Source organism: Domibacillus enclensis, from assembly GCF_900156125.1.
In the GTDB taxonomy this organism is placed as follows: Bacteria; Bacillota; Bacilli; order Bacillales; family Domibacillaceae; genus Domibacillus; species Domibacillus enclensis.
This window is the reverse complement of sequence record NZ_FTLX01000001.1, coordinates 199,058-216,656: the sequence shown is the minus strand read 5'-3', so window position 1 is coordinate 216,656 and position 17,599 is coordinate 199,058. Positions and strand designations below refer to the sequence as shown.

At 48.5% G+C, this 17,599-nt stretch carries 14 protein-coding genes and 2 other annotated features (1 of these 16 only partly in view); of the genes, 12 read left to right on the top strand and 2 right to left on the bottom strand.

Annotated elements, in window-relative coordinates:
* Positions 1-218: a binding site (T-box leader), on the top strand (it extends 12 nt beyond the left edge of the window).
* A gap of 25 nt (positions 219-243) precedes the next feature.
* Positions 244-450: a binding site (T-box leader), on the top strand.
* Positions 451-501: 51 nt separating this feature from the next.
* Genes trpE through trpA form a run of 6 tightly spaced genes read left to right on the top strand, consistent with a single transcriptional unit; the run spans position 502 to position 6,860 of the window.
* Entirely contained in the window at positions 502-1,896 is a 1,395-nt protein-coding gene (gene trpE / locus BW952_RS01095; protein WP_045849622.1) for an anthranilate synthase component I, read from the top strand.
* Positions 1,893-3,509 carry a bifunctional anthranilate synthase component II/anthranilate phosphoribosyltransferase gene (locus BW952_RS01090; protein ID WP_076496158.1) on the top strand — a complete coding sequence of 539 codons (1,617 nt, stop codon included), beginning with the start codon at positions 1,893-1,895 and terminating at the stop codon, positions 3,507-3,509. Before trpE ends, BW952_RS01090 begins: the two co-directional genes overlap by 4 nt.
* Positions 3,506-4,276, top strand: a complete 771-nt coding sequence (trpC, locus tag BW952_RS19605) for an indole-3-glycerol phosphate synthase TrpC (protein ID WP_045849576.1) — start codon at positions 3,506-3,508, stop codon at positions 4,274-4,276. Before BW952_RS01090 ends, trpC begins: the two co-directional genes overlap by 4 nt.
* Positions 4,277-4,891 (top strand): phosphoribosylanthranilate isomerase, encoded by a 615-nt coding sequence (locus BW952_RS19600; protein ID WP_045849577.1) that lies wholly within the window; start codon positions 4,277-4,279, stop codon positions 4,889-4,891.
* Positions 4,888-6,099 carry a tryptophan synthase subunit beta gene (gene trpB / locus BW952_RS01080; protein WP_045849578.1) on the top strand — a complete coding sequence of 404 codons (1,212 nt, stop codon included), beginning with the start codon at positions 4,888-4,890 and terminating at the stop codon, positions 6,097-6,099. Before BW952_RS19600 ends, trpB begins: the two co-directional genes overlap by 4 nt.
* On the top strand, positions 6,096-6,860 hold the full coding sequence (gene trpA, locus BW952_RS01075; protein ID WP_045849579.1) for a tryptophan synthase subunit alpha: 765 nt from the start codon (positions 6,096-6,098) through the stop codon (positions 6,858-6,860). Before trpB ends, trpA begins: the two co-directional genes overlap by 4 nt.
* A gap of 272 nt (positions 6,861-7,132) precedes the next feature.
* On the opposite strand, the gene BW952_RS01070 is transcribed toward trpA, so the two are convergent.
* Positions 7,133-7,915 (bottom strand): ABC transporter ATP-binding protein, encoded by a 783-nt coding sequence (locus BW952_RS01070; RefSeq protein WP_045849580.1) that lies wholly within the window; start codon positions 7,913-7,915, stop codon positions 7,133-7,135.
* Between the two features lie 138 nt (positions 7,916-8,053).
* Here BW952_RS01070 and BW952_RS01065 point away from each other — a divergent pair, with 138 nt between their 5' ends.
* From BW952_RS01065 to odhB, 3 genes are all read left to right on the top strand, one after another.
* Entirely contained in the window at positions 8,054-10,531 is a 2,478-nt protein-coding gene (locus BW952_RS01065) for a CoA-disulfide reductase (protein ID WP_045849581.1), read from the top strand.
* Between the two features lie 425 nt (positions 10,532-10,956).
* Entirely contained in the window at positions 10,957-13,776 is a 2,820-nt protein-coding gene (locus BW952_RS01060) for a 2-oxoglutarate dehydrogenase E1 component (protein ID WP_045849582.1), read from the top strand.
* Positions 13,777-13,856: 80 nt separating this feature from the next.
* On the top strand, positions 13,857-15,107 hold the full coding sequence (gene odhB / locus BW952_RS01055; RefSeq protein ID WP_045849583.1) for a 2-oxoglutarate dehydrogenase complex dihydrolipoyllysine-residue succinyltransferase: 1,251 nt from the start codon (positions 13,857-13,859) through the stop codon (positions 15,105-15,107).
* A gap of 40 nt (positions 15,108-15,147) precedes the next feature.
* Here the strand turns inward: odhB and sda are convergent, their stop codons facing one another.
* Positions 15,148-15,276: a sporulation histidine kinase inhibitor Sda gene (gene sda / locus BW952_RS01050; RefSeq protein ID WP_331428797.1), complete on the bottom strand. Its 129-nt coding sequence runs from the start codon at positions 15,274-15,276 to the stop codon at positions 15,148-15,150.
* Between the two features lie 195 nt (positions 15,277-15,471).
* On the opposite strand from sda, the gene BW952_RS01045 reads away from it, so the two are divergent.
* The 3 genes from BW952_RS01045 to BW952_RS01035 are packed head-to-tail and all read left to right on the top strand — an operon-like array spanning position 15,472 to position 17,572.
* On the top strand, positions 15,472-16,914 hold the full coding sequence (locus BW952_RS01045; RefSeq protein WP_045849624.1) for a bifunctional ADP-dependent NAD(P)H-hydrate dehydratase/NAD(P)H-hydrate epimerase: 1,443 nt from the start codon (positions 15,472-15,474) through the stop codon (positions 16,912-16,914).
* A gap of 3 nt (positions 16,915-16,917) precedes the next feature.
* Positions 16,918-17,121, top strand: a complete 204-nt coding sequence (locus BW952_RS01040; RefSeq protein WP_045849585.1) for a DUF6501 family protein — start codon at positions 16,918-16,920, stop codon at positions 17,119-17,121.
* A 34-nt stretch (positions 17,122-17,155) separates the two neighbouring features.
* Positions 17,156-17,572 (top strand): Rok-like winged helix domain-containing protein, encoded by a 417-nt coding sequence (locus tag BW952_RS01035; protein ID WP_052698364.1) that lies wholly within the window; start codon positions 17,156-17,158, stop codon positions 17,570-17,572.
* Positions 17,573-17,599: the final 27 nt, after the last annotated feature.

The window sequence follows — 17,599 nt, the reverse complement described above, 5'->3', positions numbered from 1 at the left end:
AAGAAGAAAAGTAGCAATGTGAAATGCTGAAGAGAGCCGGCGGTTGGTGCGAGCCGGTGCAGGAAACAATGTGAATGGGCTTCTGAGCTCCGGACTGAACGATTAGTAGGCTCCGGCGTACGTCTTACGTTAAGAAGACAGGCAGATGATTCTGCCGTTAAAGTGGGCTGCGAAATGTGCAGCCAATAAAGGTGGTACCACGGCTCCCCGTCCTTTGAGTGATGAGGGGGCTTTTTTGTATATAAAAATACGTTGATCGGAAAAAGTAGAGCAGTGATGCGCGTCAAAGAGAGCCGGGATGGTGGAAACCGGTACGAGGCAGCAGCTTGAATGGGTCCGTGAGTGGCAGCTTGAACGAAAAGTAGAGCGCCCGGCAGCCGGCCGTTAACCGGTTTTAAGGGGAAGCATTTGCTTCAACGTGAGGTGGCACCGCGGGAAACCGTCCTCCATAGATGATGATCATCTATGGAGTTTTTTTATGCGCTGAAAGGGGAACTGACAATGAACTTACAACAAAATCTTGCTTACACATTGAAAGAAATAGAAGGTGATATGCTGACGCCGATTTCCATTTATCATTTGCTGAGCGGCTCGAAGAAAATGCTGTTTGAATCATCAGCCAAGCACGAGGAAAGCGGGCGCTACTCTTTTATCGCCATCGATCCGATTGCCGAATTTAAGGCGGATGCATCAGGCTATACGCTGGTGAAAAAAGACGGCGAAACGGAATCCGGGACCAGCAAATTTATGGACAAGCTAAAGGAAATGATGCCGGCTTACGGCCAGGCGGATTATCCGTTTCCGTTTTTCGGCGGCGCGGCCGGTTATATCGGCTATGACACGGTCTTTTTTGAAGAAAAAATCGGCGAGCCATTGACCGATGAGCTGCAAATGCCGGATGTGCATATGATGTTTTACGACACGTTTGTTGTATACGATCACCTGACACAGCGCGTAACGATCGCAGCCGTTGATTTGTTCGGCGACCGGTCAAAAGCGGAGATGGAAGAAGCGATTCAATGCGTCGACAGAGACATTCATGCCGACAAAAAACCATATGCCGGCACGGACACGAGCAGTCTCGCGTTCGGCTCAAAGCTAGAACGAAAGGTTTTTTGTGAAATGGTGGAGAAAGCAAAGGAGCATATCGTCAGCGGCGACATTTTTCAGGTGGTGCTATCCCAGCGGCTGACCTCTCCTTTTAAAGGCGATCCGTTCACGCTGTACCGTCGCCTGCGTACATCAAACCCGTCGCCTTACATGTTTTATATTGATTTTGATGGCTATACAGTGCTCGGGACGTCACCGGAAAGCCTGGTGAAAGTAAGCGGCCGGACGGTCACGACCAACCCGATTGCCGGAACGCGCCCGCGCGGCAAAACAGCGGAAGAAGACGCAGCTTTATCAGAGGAGCTGCTGGCGGATGAAAAAGAAATCGCCGAGCACCGTATGCTCGTTGATCTTGGCCGCAATGATGTCGGGAAAATTTCCGAAATCGGATCCGTCACACTCGATAAATACATGACGATTGAAAAATACAAGCACGTGATGCATATCGTATCGGAAGTATCGGGAGAACTGAAGGAAGACTTTCATCCGCTTGATGCATTGACTGCCTGCCTGCCGGCTGGAACAGTTTCCGGTGCACCGAAAATTCGGGCGATGCAGATTATTAATGACCTGGAGCCGGTCAAGCGCGGCGTTTATTCCGGCGCAGTTGGCTATTTATCGGCAACCGGCAGCATGGATTTTGCGCTGGCGATCCGCACGATGGTCATTAAAGACGGAAAAGCGCACGTACAGGCCGGCGCCGGCATTGTGTACGATTCTGTGCCGGAAACGGAATACGAAGAAACGATGCATAAAGCAAAAGCATTACTGGAGGTGCAAAAATGATTTTACTTATCGATAATTACGATTCATTCACATACAATCTGTACCAGCAAATCAGCCGCATTGGCAAAAACGTCCGTGTTGTGCGAAACGATGAAATCACGATTGACGAGATTGAAGCGCTCGAGCCGGAAGCCATCGTTATTTCTCCGGGACCGGGGACACCGGAGGAAGCGGGGATTTCCATTGAAGTCGTTCATGCGTTTTACCACCGCATCCCGATTTTAGGGATTTGCCTCGGCCACCAGGCCATCGCCGCTGCATTCGGCACGAACATTATTGGCGCAAAAACGATCAAGCATGGCAAGCTGTCGATGGTGCGCCACAAAGGAAAAGGCCTGTTCTCGGCCGTTCAGGGGCCTGTTCCCGTTATGCGCTATCACTCGCTTGTGGCCGACCGCGATACGCTTAGTCCGAAGCTTGAAATAATAGCAGAATCTGCTGATGACAACGAAATTATGGCGATCCGTCACAAGGAATATCCGGTCTTCGGCCTGCAATTTCATCCGGAATCAATCGGCACACAGATCGGCGACGAGCTGGTCGCTGAATTTTTCCGTTCGTACCGGAAAGAAAAAAACATGAAGAACTACTTAATCAAACTGTCAGAAGGCCATTCGCTTTCATTTGATGAAATGACCGATGCCGTCGAAGAAATCCTGCAGGAGGACATTTCCGACAGCGAAATTGCCGCATTTTTAATGGCGTTAAAGGCCAAAGGAGAAACAGTGGATGAAATTGCAGCGCTTGTACATGTGCTGCGCCAAAATGCCGTATCCACCCAGACGGTTTGGAAAAACGTGATGGACAACTGCGGCACGGGCGGTGATGGTTCGCAAAGCTTTAATATCTCCACAACCTCCGCCTTCGTGTTAGCCGGTGCCGGTGTTAAGGTTGCCAAGCACGGAAACCGCAGTGTTTCCAGCAAAACCGGCAGCGCCGACGTGCTGGAGCACCTGGGTGTATCACTCGACTTTGTCGGGAACGAAACCGATAAATTAATTGACGAAAACGGGATCACCTTCCTGTTTGCGCCTCACGTTCATCCGAAAATGAAGCGGATTATGAAGGTTCGCCGTGACTTGAAAATCCCGACGATCTTTAATTTAATCGGCCCGCTGACCAATCCGGTTCAGCTCGACACGCAGCTGCTCGGTATTTATCGCCGTGATATGCTGGAAATGATGGCGGACGTGTTAAACCGTCTTGGCCGGAAACGAGCGGTTGTCGTGAACGGAGCAGGATATATGGACGAGGCGTCTCTTGCAGGAGAAAATCATCTTGTCGTTCTCGAAAACGGTGAGGTGCAAAAAATGATCATTACACCGGAGTCGGTCGGGCTGCCTGCTTATTCACTGGACGAGATCAAAGGCGGCGAAGCGATTGAAAACGCAGAAATTCTAAAGCGTATTTTAGAAGGAGAAGAAAAAGGGGCCTGCCGCGACACAGTCCTGCTGAATGCAGGCATCGGCTTGTTCGCAAATGGCAAAGCCAAAACAGTGAAAGAGGGCGTGGACATGGCGAAGGAAAGCATTGATTCCGGCGCGGCTCTTTCCAAGCTGAACTACCTTGTAGACTACTCAAAATCCAGAAAGAAAGAAGTGGTGCTCGGATGACAACCATTTTAGACAATATCATCGATAAGAAAAAAGAAGAAGTCGCCATGCTGAAAACATCCGGCTTGTCCTACACAACAAATCGGAAGCCGGTGTCGTTTTACGACCGGGTGGCTGCATCCAAAACGATGTCGCTTATCGCCGAAGTAAAGCGGGCGTCTCCTTCTAAAGGAGATATTAACCTGGGCGTTAATCCAGTAGAGCAGGCTTCAATTTACGCAGATAATGGCGCGGATGCTGTGTCTGTCCTGACAGATACCCCCTTTTTCAAAGGAACGATGGACGACTTAAAAGCAGTTAAATCAAGCATCGATATTCCCGTGCTGAACAAAGATTTCATTATCGACCCTATTCAAATTGACCGGGCATATGCTTCCGGCGGCGATATGATTTTGCTCATCGCAGCAGCACTGGATGATGAGGCGATGAAGCGTTTGTACCATCACGCGAAAGAAAAAAACCTGGATGTCCTTGTTGAAGTGCACGATGAGGCGGAAATGGAACGTGCACTCAAGCTTGAAGCCCAATTGATCGGTATCAACAACCGCAATTTAAAAACATTTGACATTGATTTAGCGGTGAGTGAGCGGCTGCTTCGCTCGTACGGCAAGGAACCGGCCTTTTTCGTATCAGAAAGCGGCATTCAGTCAGCGGAGGACGCGATTCGCATGAAGGAAGCAGGAGCGCGCGTCCTGCTCGTCGGTGAGACATTAATGAAAGCAGGAAACGTGGCAGAAGCCGTTCGTTCTCTGAAAGTGGATTTATAAATGAATGTGAAAATTTGCGGCATTATGTCATTTGAAGCAGCAAGCTGGGCGCGGGAAGCCGGGGCGGATCTAATTGGATTTGTGTTCGCCGAAAGCAGCCGGAGGATCCCTGCCGAGTTTGCGCGGCAGCTTGCGGAAGCAGTCGGTCCACAGGTGAAAAAAGTCGGGGTTTTTGTGAATGAAACAGAGGAAACAATCCGGTCCATCACAGCAGAGGTCGGACTGGATTACATTCAGCTGCATGGCGACGAAACAGCCGAATTTGCGCAAAATATGCCGGTGCCGGTCATTAAGGCGTTTTCTGTTAAGGAGGGCTTGTCTTTCAAGGAGATGTTCTCGTTTCCTGCTGACTTTATTTTAATTGACAGCCCGCCTGCAAAGTACCGGGGCGGCAGCGGCCGTGCATTTGACTGGTCGATCCTCGAGCATCCCGATGTTGACAAAAGCCGCTTAATTTTGGCAGGCGGCCTGCATCCTGATAATATAGAGGAAGCCGTTCAATCTGTCCGGCCGTATGCGGTCGATATATCAAGCGGTGTGGAAACAGATGGACGAAAAGATGAACTGAAAATTTTTCAATTTGTACAGCGTGCGAAAGGGGCAAATAAAGCATGAGCAATCAATACAATCAGCCGGATGAAAAAGGGCATTATGGCCAATATGGCGGCCGCTACGTACCAGAGTCGTTAATGCGGGCGGTAAAAGAATTAGAAGAAGCTTATCAATCCGCGATGAAGGATGATGCGTTTCTCGCTGAATTAAATCATTATTTAACCGATTACGTCGGCCGGGAAAACCCGCTTTATTTTGCCGAAAACTTAACAAAAGCGGCAGGCGGAGCGAAGATTTACTTGAAGCGTGAGGATTTAAATCATACAGGCGCCCATAAAATCAACAACACAATTGGACAAGCACTATTAGCTGTGCGAATGGGCAAGAAAAAAGTGGTCGCAGAAACGGGTGCGGGTCAGCACGGTGTTGCGACCGCAACGGTTTGTGCACTTCTTAACTTGGACTGCGTCATTTTTATGGGCGAAGAAGACATTCGCCGGCAGGAACTGAATGTTTTTCGAATGGAGCTTCTTGGCGCCCGCGTGGAAAGTGTTTCTCAAGGCAGCGGCACATTAAAGGACGCGGTGAATGAAGCGCTTCGCTACTGGGTGACAAACGTAGAGGACACTCATTACATTATGGGCTCCGTGCTCGGGCCGCATCCATTCCCGCAAATTGTCCGTGACTTCCAGGCGGTGATCGGATTGGAAACGAAAAAACAGCTGCAGGAAAAAGAAGGACGTCTTCCAGATGCGGTGATTGCCTGCATCGGTGGCGGCAGTAACGCGATGGGCATGTTTTATCCGTTTATTGAAGATGCCGATGTGAAAATGTACGGCGTGGAAGCATCCGGCAGCGGAGTGGACACAGACAAGCATGCGGCTTCAATGACAATGGGCAGCGTCGGCGTCCTTCACGGGTCAAAAATGTATTTACTGCAGGATGAGGCCGGCCAGATTCAAGAAGCACATTCGATCTCAGCGGGGCTTGATTACCCGGGCGTGGGACCGGAGCATAGCTTTTTAAAGGATTCCGGACGGGTCATCTACGAACACATTACCGATGAAGAAGCACTTGAAGGCTTTAAAGCATTAACAAAAACAGAAGGCATCATTCCCGCACTTGAAAGCTCGCATGCGATCGCTTATGCCATGAAGCTTGCGCCGAAAATGAAGAAGGACGAGATTATTGCCATCTGCTTATCCGGCCGTGGCGACAAAGACGTCGCGCAAATTAAAGAACGGTTTGAAAGAGAGGGCAAACAAGCATGACGAAATTCAAAATGGCTGAAGCCTTTCAACGAGTAAATGACCAGAGCAAAAAAGCGTTCACGGCGTATATTATGGCGGGCGATGGGGGTCTTCACACGCTAAAAGACACCATTCTCCTTTTGGAACAATCGGGTGTCACCGTTATTGAACTCGGCATTCCGTTTTCAGATCCTGTTGCGGACGGACCGGTCATTCAGGAAGCCGGTCAACGGGCGCTAAAGGAAAAAGTGACCTTAACCGAGATTTTACATGAGCTGGCTTCGTTTAAAGAGGAGATACAGGTGCCGATTGTCATCATGACGTACGCAAACCCTGTGTTTAAAATCGGTGCCGGCCGGTTTGCCGATTTATGTGATACAGCCGGTGTGTCCGGAGTTATTATTCCAGATGTTCCGATGGAGGAAGAAGCAGAATTTAAAGAGCCTCTTGCCAATCATAACATTGCAATGATTCGCTTTGTAACGCTGACGAGCTCAAGCGAACGGATTGCCGAAACGGTAAAAGATGCAGAAGGCTTTATTTACGCCGTAACGGTTAATGGGATTACCGGAGCGCGCGCCGGATTTGCCGGCGACTTAAATGCCCACCTGTCCCGCATTGCAGAACAAAGCCCAGTTCCGGTTTTAGCCGGATTTGGTGTTTCTTCAAAAGAGCAGGCAGAAACACTCGGTGCAGCCTGCGGCGGCGTCATCGTCGGCAGCAAAATCGTCCAGCTGCTGCACGAAGGAAAAGGCAGCGAAATTAAACAGCTCATTCCATAAAAAGTACCCCCCTCTGAATCACAGAGGGGGGTCATTCTGTTGAAATCTGACGATAATAAAGCAATCGCCGGTAAAATGAACCTACCGCTGATATCCATCTGCCGATCGCTGATATCTTCAACATATCGGCGATCCACCTTTTATATCAGCGATAACGAGCAAATACCAGCGATCCGTCCTTTATATCAGCGATAACGTACACAGATCTTCAATCCGACCGTCAGCGCATTCCACAGCTGTTTTTTTAAAAATTCCTTTGCCGCAGTCTCGCGTTAGGTAATCTTCAGCCAGCACCGTTCATCACGCCACTCCACCTCTACGGACAAACCAAATGCCTCAGACAAATGTTCACTGGTCAGCACGTGTTCCTTGCGGCCGTCCGCCAGCATCTTTCCATCCTTCAGCAGGGCGACGTGTGTGATCGCCGGAAAAATCTCCTCAATATGATGAGTCACGTATAGAAGAGACGTGTTGTGGGCTTTCGATTGACGTTCAAGTGAGGCCAATAGTTCCTCGCGCGCCCGTACATCAAGACCCGAACAAGGCTCATCTAAAATCATTGCATCCGGCTCCGCCATAAACGCTCTTGCAATCAGGACACGCCGCTGCTCGCCCTGTGACATGAAACGATACGGCTTGTCCGCTAAATACGTCAGGCGAAAAGAAGCCAAAAGCTCATCTGCTTTTTTCCAATCCTCCGCTTTTGTCTGCTCATAAATGCCGATGGAATTAAACCGTCCGCTAACGACGATTTCCCGGGCGGTTTCCATATTCAGCGTGTCCAAAAAGCGGTTTAACGTATTGCCGACAAAGCCGAGGCGTTTTTTCACATGCTCCCAGTTGTAACGGCCATACTGGTGGCCAAACACACGGATTGTGCCGCTTGTTGGAAATTCATAGCCGCCCATCATATTGAGCATCGTTGATTTTCCTGAGCCGTTTAACCCGATCACCGCCCAATGCTCTCCAGGTTGAACCGTCCAGTTTACATGATCCAAAATGACGTTATGGTCTCGAATAAACCGCACGTTTTCATATGAAATAAGCTCATTCACATCTCATCACTCCCTTCCTCATTTTAACAGAAAAAGATTTTTCGAAAATACTGTTTGGGGTATTTGACGAGCGAAAAAATGTGTGCTATTGTATTCACATACAGTAAATACCCTTTGAGGTATATGAGGAGCGAATGTATGTCTAAAAAAATTGTCATTGTTGGTGGAGTAGCTGGAGGAGCAACAGCAGCGGCCCGAATCAGCCGTCTTGATAAACAGGCTCATGTTGTTGTATTTGAACGCGGCGACCATGTATCGTATGCGAACTGCGGACTGCCTTACTATATTGGAGGCGTCATTAAAGAGCGAGATGCCTTGTTTGTTCAAACAAAAGAAAAATTAACCGCTCGCTACGGTTTTGATATTCGGGCGTTAACGGAAGTGACGGCGATCAACCGTGACCAAAAAACCGTTTCTGCTAAAAACCTCGCTACGGGCGAAACATATGAAGAAAGGTATGATGTGCTTGTTTTATCACCAGGCGCAAAACCAGTCGTTCCGCCGATCCCGGGTATTAACGAAGCAGCAAACGCCTTTACGCTTCGCAACGTGCCAGATACAGATAAAATTCATGATTTTATCGAGAAAAAGAAGCCGCAAAACGCCGTCATTATCGGCGGTGGATTTATCGGTGTTGAAATGGCCGAAAGCCTGCGTGAACGTCATCTAAACGTGACGCTCATCGAAAAACAGGAGCAGGTCATGGCGCCGCTTGATCCGGAGCTTGCCGCACTTGTTCACGATCAGCTTCGCCTGAATGACGTAAACCTTGTCCTCGGCAAGGGCGTATCCGCTTTTGAACAGGAAGGCACTGTTCTCACATTGGAGGACGGCACAAAGCTGCAAAGCGACCTGACTATTTTGGCGATTGGCGTTCGGCCGGAAAATGAATTGGCGAAAGCAGCCGGACTGGATATTGGTGAAACGGGTGGAATCGTCGTGAATCAATTTTTACAAACAAAAGATGAAGCCATCTATGCAATTGGCGACGCCATTGAAGTGATGGACCGGGTCAGCGGCCGTTCCGTGCATATTCCGCTTGCATGGCCAGCGAATCGTCAAGGCCGTATTGTAGCAGATAACATCTTTGGCAAGAAAACGCCTTACAAGGGCACGATGGGCACAGGCATTGCCAAAGTATTTGATGTGGCGGCAGCTGCGACAGGCAACAATGAAAAAACATTAAAAAAGTACGGCATTAAATATGCAGCCGTTCACATTCACCCTTCTTCAAATGCTGGCTATTATCCTGGCGGCATGCCGCTTGCCATGAAGCTGACATTTGACCCGGAAAACGGCACCATTTTCGGCGCTCAGGCGGTCGGAGCAAAGGGAGCGGACAAACGCATTGATGTGATTGCGACAGCGATTGCGGGCGGCTTAACCGTTCATGACCTGCAGGATTTGGAGCTTGCTTATGCTCCGCCATTTTCATCGGCGAAGGATCCTGTCAATATGCTTGGCTATGCAGCAGCAAATATCGTCGATGGGGAAGTGCAGCCTGTCTATGCACAGGAGGTGGACCGCATCGTTCAAAACGGCGGTTTGCTCATTGATGTGCGCGATCCGATGGAACGGGATGCCGGCTTTATTGAAGGCAGCGTCAACATCCCGTTAAATGATTTAAAAGACCGCTTAGCAGAAGTGCCGAAGGACAAACCCGTTTATGTATCCTGTCAGGTTGGCATGCGCGGCTATTTAGCTTCCACACTGCTTCGTCAGGAAGGGTACGATGTCCACAATGTCAGCGGCGGATATAAAACATATGCCGCAATGAAGCGGGACGAAAAAGCAAAATCCGATCAAGTGAAAATCACGGCAGAGCCGGTAAAAGAATCGACAGGAGGCCAGAAGATGGCAGTAAATATTGAGGGACCGATTACAGCAACAGAGGTGCTTGACTGCGCCGGCCTGCAATGTCCGGGACCTATTGCGCAAGTGTTCAAGAAAATGGGCGATTTAACGGATGGAGATGTGCTTGAAGTAAAAGTAACAGATCCAGGCTTTATTCCAGACGCAAAAGCATGGTGCGACAAAACAGGCAATACGTACTTGAAGCACGAGAAAATGAATGGAATGACACACGTTTACCTGCAAAAGGGAAGTGAGCAGCCAATTGCTGCGGGAAGCAATGAACCGGCAGGGACAAAAGGTGCGACGATGATCGTGTTTGACCAGGATCTTGATAAAGCGATCGCTTCGTTCATTATTGCAACAGGCGCAGCTGCAATGGGCAAGCCGGTAACGATGTTTTTCACCTTCTGGGGACTGAACGTTCTTCGCAAGGATGACATCCACGTTGGAGACAAAGACTTTATGGACAAAATGTTCGGCAAGATGATGCCAAAAGGCACGAAAAAGCTGCCTATTTCCAACATGAACATGGGTGGAATGGGCGCGAAAATGATCCGTCAGGTCATGGAAAACAAAAATGTTGATTCCCTTGAAACATTAATGAAAAATGCAATGGGAATGGGTGTTAACATTGTTGCCTGCGCAATGAGCATGGACGTGATGGGCATTCGGGAAGAAGAGCTGATCGAGGGAGTGGAAATTGGCGGCGTTGCTTCCTATCTTGGTAAAGCAGAAGATTCCAATATTAACCTGTTTATTTAAGAGGATAAATCGCAAAAAGGCATTTCACAAGTAAAATGAAATGCCTTTTTGGCATGAATATAATGCCGGACTTGAAACCGTTTTAGCATAACGTTTCACTAATATGAGGGGGTTCTCCCATAACACATTTTTATCGTAAAAACCGCATAACGGCGCCTATTGGAGCGTTTTCAAGAAATCTGAAAATTTATTCGGCAAATTTGCAAAAAAGCATTGGTTTTTGAGAAGAACAGTAGTAAGATTGAACTTGAAAAAGGCGCCATCCAGTTGACTGGAATGTGAAAGGTGAAACCTTCCTTTTTTGTTTAAAAAAGCATTCGGAGTGGTAAAATGATTCTGAAAGCGTTTTTAGATTTTTGTACATATTTTGTAAACAGCGAACGTATACACGAAATTAAATGGGCAACAGGTGGAGGTTTTTCAGAATGAACATGCAAACTGGCCAGGGAAACCCGTGGAAAGACTTTTCGGGACCGAACCTTGGGTATGTAATGGAAGTGTACGAACAGTACTTGGCAGACCCGGAGGCGGTTGACCAGGAGCTGCGGCAATTATTCGACGAATGGGGCCCGCCGGAATCATTGAGCGGGCATAAGACTCAACAGTCGGCATCAGCAGGAGACCTGGATAAGCTGTTCCGTGCAGTAAAGCTTGCGGACAGCATCCGGATTTATGGGCATCTGGCTGCTGATATTGATCCGCTTGATGACAGCAAAAAAGACTCACGCCGAATCGACCTTGACACGTATGAGCTAACCGAAGCAGATCTTCGCCTCATCCCGGTGGAATATATTTGCCCGGGTGCTCCTTCTCACGTAAAGGACGGCTATGACGCCATCATGCACTTGAAAAAAGTGTACACAGACAAGGTAGCCTTCGAATTCGCGCAGGTGCACGATTTAGAGGAGAAGCAATGGCTGCGTCAGCAAATTGAATCAACGGATTACTACCCGACATTTTCAGACAGCGACAAGAAAAAGCTGCTGAAAAGACTGACACAGGTAGAAGGCTTTGAAAAATTCATCCACAAAACATTTGTCGGTCAAAAGCGTTTTTCGATTGAAGGACTGGATGCAATGGTCCCTCTTTTGGATGAGCTTGTCCATCATTCCGCAGTAAAGGGCTCTCAAACGATTAACATCGGAATGGCGCACCGCGGACGCTTAAACGTGCTTGCTCATATTCTTGGCAAGCCATACGAAATGATATTCGCAGAATTTGCCCATGCGCCAAACAAAAAAACATTGCCGCTTGGCTCGATGAAGATGAATTATTACGGCTGGACAGGCGACGTAAAATATCACCTTGGCGCCGACCGGAGCTACAAGGAAGAAGATACGCAGACAGCGCGCATTACGTTGGCGAACAACCCGAGTCACCTTGAAGTCGTCAGCCCGATCGTTGCCGGCTACACACGCGCAGCGCAGGAAGACCGCACAAGCAAAGGCAAGCCGGAGCTTGATGTGTCAAAAGCAATGTCAATTATCATTCACGGGGATGCAGCGTTCCCGGGTCAGGGCATTGTTGGAGAAACGTTTAATATGAGCCAGATCAACGGTTATAAAACGGGCGGCTCTATTCATATTATTTCCAACAACATGATCGGCTTCACGACGGAAAGCTATGATTCGCGCTCGACTCGTTATGCATCAGACGTGGCAAAAGGATTTGAAGTGCCGATCGTTCACGTAAATGCAGATGATCCTGAGGCGTGTGTAGCGGCGGCTTTCATGGCTGTTAACTACCGGACACGCTTCGGCAAGGATTTCGTGATTGACTTAATCGGCTACCGCCGTTTTGGCCACAATGAAATGGACGAGCCGATGACAACCAATCCAAACATGTACAACATCATTCATAAGCATAAAACGGTTCGTGAGCTTTATGCAGAGAAGCTTGCTGACCGAGGCGTGATCGATGCAAGCTTTGCGGATGAAGTGTACAAGGAAAATGAGCAGAAGCTGAAAGAACTGTTTGAGACGGTTCCGAAAAAAGATGAAAACCCCGATATTGTGATGAACCCGCCTGAAGTGGTGGAGCAGGATCTGCCATGCAACAAAACAGGTGTCAGTGAAGAAGACTTAAAGGTGATTAACCAGGAGCTTCTGCAATGGCCGGACGGATTCCAGCCATTTAAAAAGCTGGAGCGGATTTTAAAGCGCCGTGAGCAGCTGTTTGTAGAAGACGGCCAGATTGACTGGGGCCACGCAGAAACGCTTGCTTTTGCTTCAATCTTAAAAGAAGGCACGCCGATCAGACTGACGGGCCAGGATTCACAGCGCGGAACATTTGCCCACCGCAATCTCGTTTTGCACGATGAGCGCGACGGCAAAGAATACAATCCGCTGCACGGGTTGAGCGACGTTTCAGCATCCTTTGACGTGATCAATTCCCCGTTAACGGAAACAGCTGTTGTCGGGTTTGAATACGGCTATAACGTATTCTCTCCTGAAACGCTCGTTCTATGGGAAGCGCAATTTGGTGATTTCGCCAATATGGCACAGGTGATGTTTGACCAGTTTGTTTCTTCCGGCCGCGCAAAATGGGGTCAGAAATCAGGTCTTGTCCTGCTCTTGCCGCACGGCTATGAAGGCCAGGGGCCAGAGCATTCCAGTGGACGGATGGAGCGGTTCTTGCAGTCAGCAGCGGAAAACAACTGGACTGTCGCGAACTTGTCTTCAACGTCGCAGTATTTCCATATCTTGCGCCGGCAGGCCTCCATTCTGAAAAAAGAAGAAGTCCGCCCGCTTGTTATTATGACGCCAAAAAGCCTGCTTCGTCATCCGTTAGCTGCATCAAAGGCGTCGGAGTTCTCAGACGGGAACTTCAACATCATCGTTGAAGAGCCTAGAACAGGCAGCAAGCCGAAGCAAGTGGAACGTCTCGTGCTTTGCAGCGGAAAAGTGTCGATTGATCTTGCCGAGCAAATTGAAAAATCAGAAGACAACCTTGACTGGCTGCACGTTCTTCGTGTTGAGGAGCTGTATCCGTTCCCGAAAGAAGAAATTACAGCAATTCTTGAGCGCTTCCCGAACGTAACTGAAGTGATCTGGCTCCAGGAAGAGCCGCAGAATATGGGTGCCTGGACGTATATGGACCCTAGACTTCGCGACACTGTTCCGGAAAAAGCGACGGTCCGCTACGTTGGCCGCCGCCGCCGGTCAAGTCCTTCTGAGGGGGACGCGATCGTGCACAAAAAAGAACAGGCGCGTATTTTGCGCACCGTCTTGACGAAAGAAAAGTAAAAAAGCTTGCACCGCCGACCCCGGTGGTGCCGGCTTGTACATAAAAAAAGATACCGGAAAACAATGAGGAGGATTTTACAGTGGCTGAAATTAGAGTTCCTGAACTGGCAGAATCAATTACAGAAGGCACGATTGCACAATGGCTGAAGCAGCCAGGTGACTACGTTGAAAAAGGCGAATACATCGTCGAGCTTGAAACAGACAAAGTCAATGTAGAAGTGATTTCAGAAGAAGCAGGAACGATTACAGAACTGCAGGCGGCTGAAGGTGATACGGTTGAAGTGGGTCAAGTAATTGCCGTCGTTGAAGCAGGTGGCTCTCCATCAGCATCCGCTGAATCAAAAGAAGAACCTGCCGCGCAGGCAGCGCCTAAAGCAGAGGAAAAAGAAGTACAGCCAGAACCAGCTCAGAAACAAGAAGAAGCCGCTGGCCGCACGGTAGCATCTCCAGCTGCACGCAAGCTGGCTCGTGAAAAAGGAATCGATTTACAGGAAATCAAAGCAGCAGATCCACTTGGACGTGTTCGCGTACAAGATGTGGAATCGCATCAAAACAAGCCGGCAGCACCTAAGGCACCTGCTCAAAAGGCGGCACCGCAAAAAGCAGCTGCGCCAAAGGCACAGGATAACGGCAAGCCGGTTGAACGCGAGCGCATGAGCCGCCGTCGTCAAACGATTGCAAAACGCCTTGTGGAAGTCCAGCAGACGGCTGCCATGCTAACGACATTTAACGAAATTGACATGACAAACATTATGGATCTGCGCAAGCGCAAAAAAGACAAGTTCTTTGACGATCATGACGTGCGCCTTGGTTTTATGTCATTTTTCACAAAAGCGGTTGTCGCCGGACTGAAAAAATATCCATATGTAAACGCAGAAATTGATGGCGATGAAGTCGTCTTGAAGAAGTTTTATGACATCGGCGTGGCCGTTTCAACGGATGACGGTTTAGTCGTTCCTGTTGTTCGTGACTGTGACCGGAAAAACTTCTCTGAAATCGAAGGCTCCATTATGGAAATGGCGCTTAAAGCACGGGATAATAAGCTGGCGCTTGGCGATTTGCAAGGTGGCTCGTTTACGATTACAAACGGCGGCGTTTTCGGCTCGCTTTTATCTACTCCGATCTTAAATGGATCACAAGTCGGCATCCTCGGCATGCATACGATTCAAAAACGTCCTGTCGCGATCGGCGACAACGTGGAAATCCGTCCAATGATGTACGTGGCCCTTTCATATGACCACCGCATTATTGACGGAAAAGAAGCAGTCGGCTTCTTGAAAATGGTGAAGGAACTAATCGAAAACCCAGAAGATCTTCTTTTGGAAGGATGAACAAAACAACCCCCTGCAGAAAGCTGCAGGGGGTTGCGTTTTACTCTTTTTCAACTTTCGGGGAAAGACCTCGTTTTTGAACCTCTGTTTTTAATGTTTCAATTTCGGACTTATTTTGATCACTTTTCAAAGCATCTCGATAAGCCGCCACCAGCATCTCGTCACTCATAATTTTCACTTTATGACCTCCTTTGATTTGGTGTTCAAATAAAGAGAAATTCTCTTTATTTTCTGCTAATTATACTAGCAATCTGGTAAAAGGCAAATGATAATAGAAAAACCGATAAAAATGCTATAATATTCCCAAAATCTATTGTCGTTTTTAAAAATATTTACATAAAATCATGTAAAAGGGGGCATTATGTTGTATATTTATAAAGGAGAAGAGATCAAAAAAATCGACCGTCAAGCGGAGTCGCTTGGCATGGATAGCTTTACATTAATGGAAGCAGCAGGCTCTGGCCTTTTCCGGCAGCTCACCGATGATTTTGAAACAAGCAAGCAATGCTTTCTTATTTTAGCAGGCAAAGGCAACAACGGCGGTGACGGGATTGTCCTGGCGAGATATTTAAAAACGGCAGGAGCTTCATGCACGCTTTGCTTCCCAGCGGGCTTGCCGAAAACAGAGCCAGCCAGGCGTCATTTGGATTACTATGAAGCTTTGGGCTATTCATACGAAACGGAACCCTTTAATCTGACGGCAACGGTCATGATCGATGCTCTTTTAGGTGCCGGGACATCACTGCCTTTATCTACTGAGATGAAGAACCTCTGCGTCTGGCTCAACAGCCAAAAAGCCGAGCGAGTGTCGATTGATGTGCCAACCGGTGCTTCCACGGATACAGGCAACTGCGATTCATCCGTTATTCACGCACATAAAACATACATAGTACACGGATATAAGCCGTCGCGTTTTTTGTATCCCGCTGCAAGCTGTTATGGGGAGCCATCCCTCATTGAGATCGGGCTTCCTCAGACAGCCCGGTGGACTATTTCGACGGTTTCGGCCACGTCTCCTTCTGTTCAATTTAAAGGAAGCAATGCCCATAAAGGCACATTTGGCCACGGACTTTTGATTGCTGGAACGAAGTCGATGCCCGGCAGTGCCGCCCTTGCAGCGCTCGGCTGCGTTTCAAGCGGTGCCGGAAAGCTGACGGTTCAAACAGCAGAAGAAGCGGTCTCTGTTATTGCTTCTCATGTGCCGGAAGCGATGTATGATTTTCATACAGGTGTAGAGGACGCTCATTCCTTTTCGGCTATAGCCGCTGGTTGCGGGCGTCCGGCTGATGACGCGATGGAAGATATTGTTCAGCAGCTGCTGCAGCAGGAAAAGCCTGTTATTTTGGATGCCGGAGCTCTGGCACCGAGAAGCTACAAGGCAGCAAAATGCTCTGTCATTGTGACACCCCATCCCGGCGAATTCGCCAGAATGACCGGGAAGCAGACAAAGGACATTCAGCTTAATCGAATCCAGGAAGCTTCTCAATATGCTGTGGAGCAGGGGGTCACGGTCGTCTTAAAAGGCGAGTACACGGTGATCGCTTTTTCAGATGGAAGCGGGGTCGTCAATACAACAGGCAACGAAGGCTTGTCAAAAGGCGGCAGCGGTGATACATTAACAGGTATTCTTCTTGCTCTGCTTATGCGTCATTCGTCTTTAGAGGAGGCGGTTAAAGATGCCGTTTATTTACACGGCTTGTGTGCTGATATATGGAAAAGAAACCGTCCGGCACAAGCGTTGCGTCCCTTTAATCTACATGACTGGATCCCGGCTGCGATCAGTGAACAAAAAGAAAGAGGAGATTAAAAGATGATTCATTTAAAATGGAACGAAACAGATACCGTCAAACAAGTGACATGCGTGCATACAAACGCGGAAAAATACATGGTTGAAAACGTCCTGACAAAAGGACAAACGTACGACGTGAAAAATGAAACAGAAGAGTTTTATTTTGTCGTTGATAACAAAGGCCGTGTATCAGGTTTTTACAAAGACTATTTTCAAGAGCAGTAAACAATAAGAAGGCTTGGTACAGGGGGCGAAAGAGATGTTTGATGAACGAATGGCATTGAAAATTCGGCTGGATCAGCTGGCAGATTCTGAAATTCGAGTCATGCAGGAATTTAAAAAAGAACGGGACGCCATTTTCGAGCGGCTCCAGCAAATAGACAACGAAGAACAGAATCATATGGAAGTAGCTGCAATTACGACGGTCGGAGCAGCACCTCCCAAGGTTCGCCGGGGCCGCCGAAGTGAAGGCCTGACGGAGCTGCGCGATACAACAATTCGTATTTTAAAAGAGCAAAACACACCGATTCGAGGAGTAGAGCTAAAGCGGTTTATTGAAGAGCAGTCTGGGAAAAAAATTGCCAACATGACGACTTTTATGAACAGCCTGGAACGAGAAAATGCGCACGTCCGCAAGCTCGGACGCGGTCTTTATATTTACGAATACGACATGTGAAGAGCAGGCGATTCAGCCTGCTTTTTT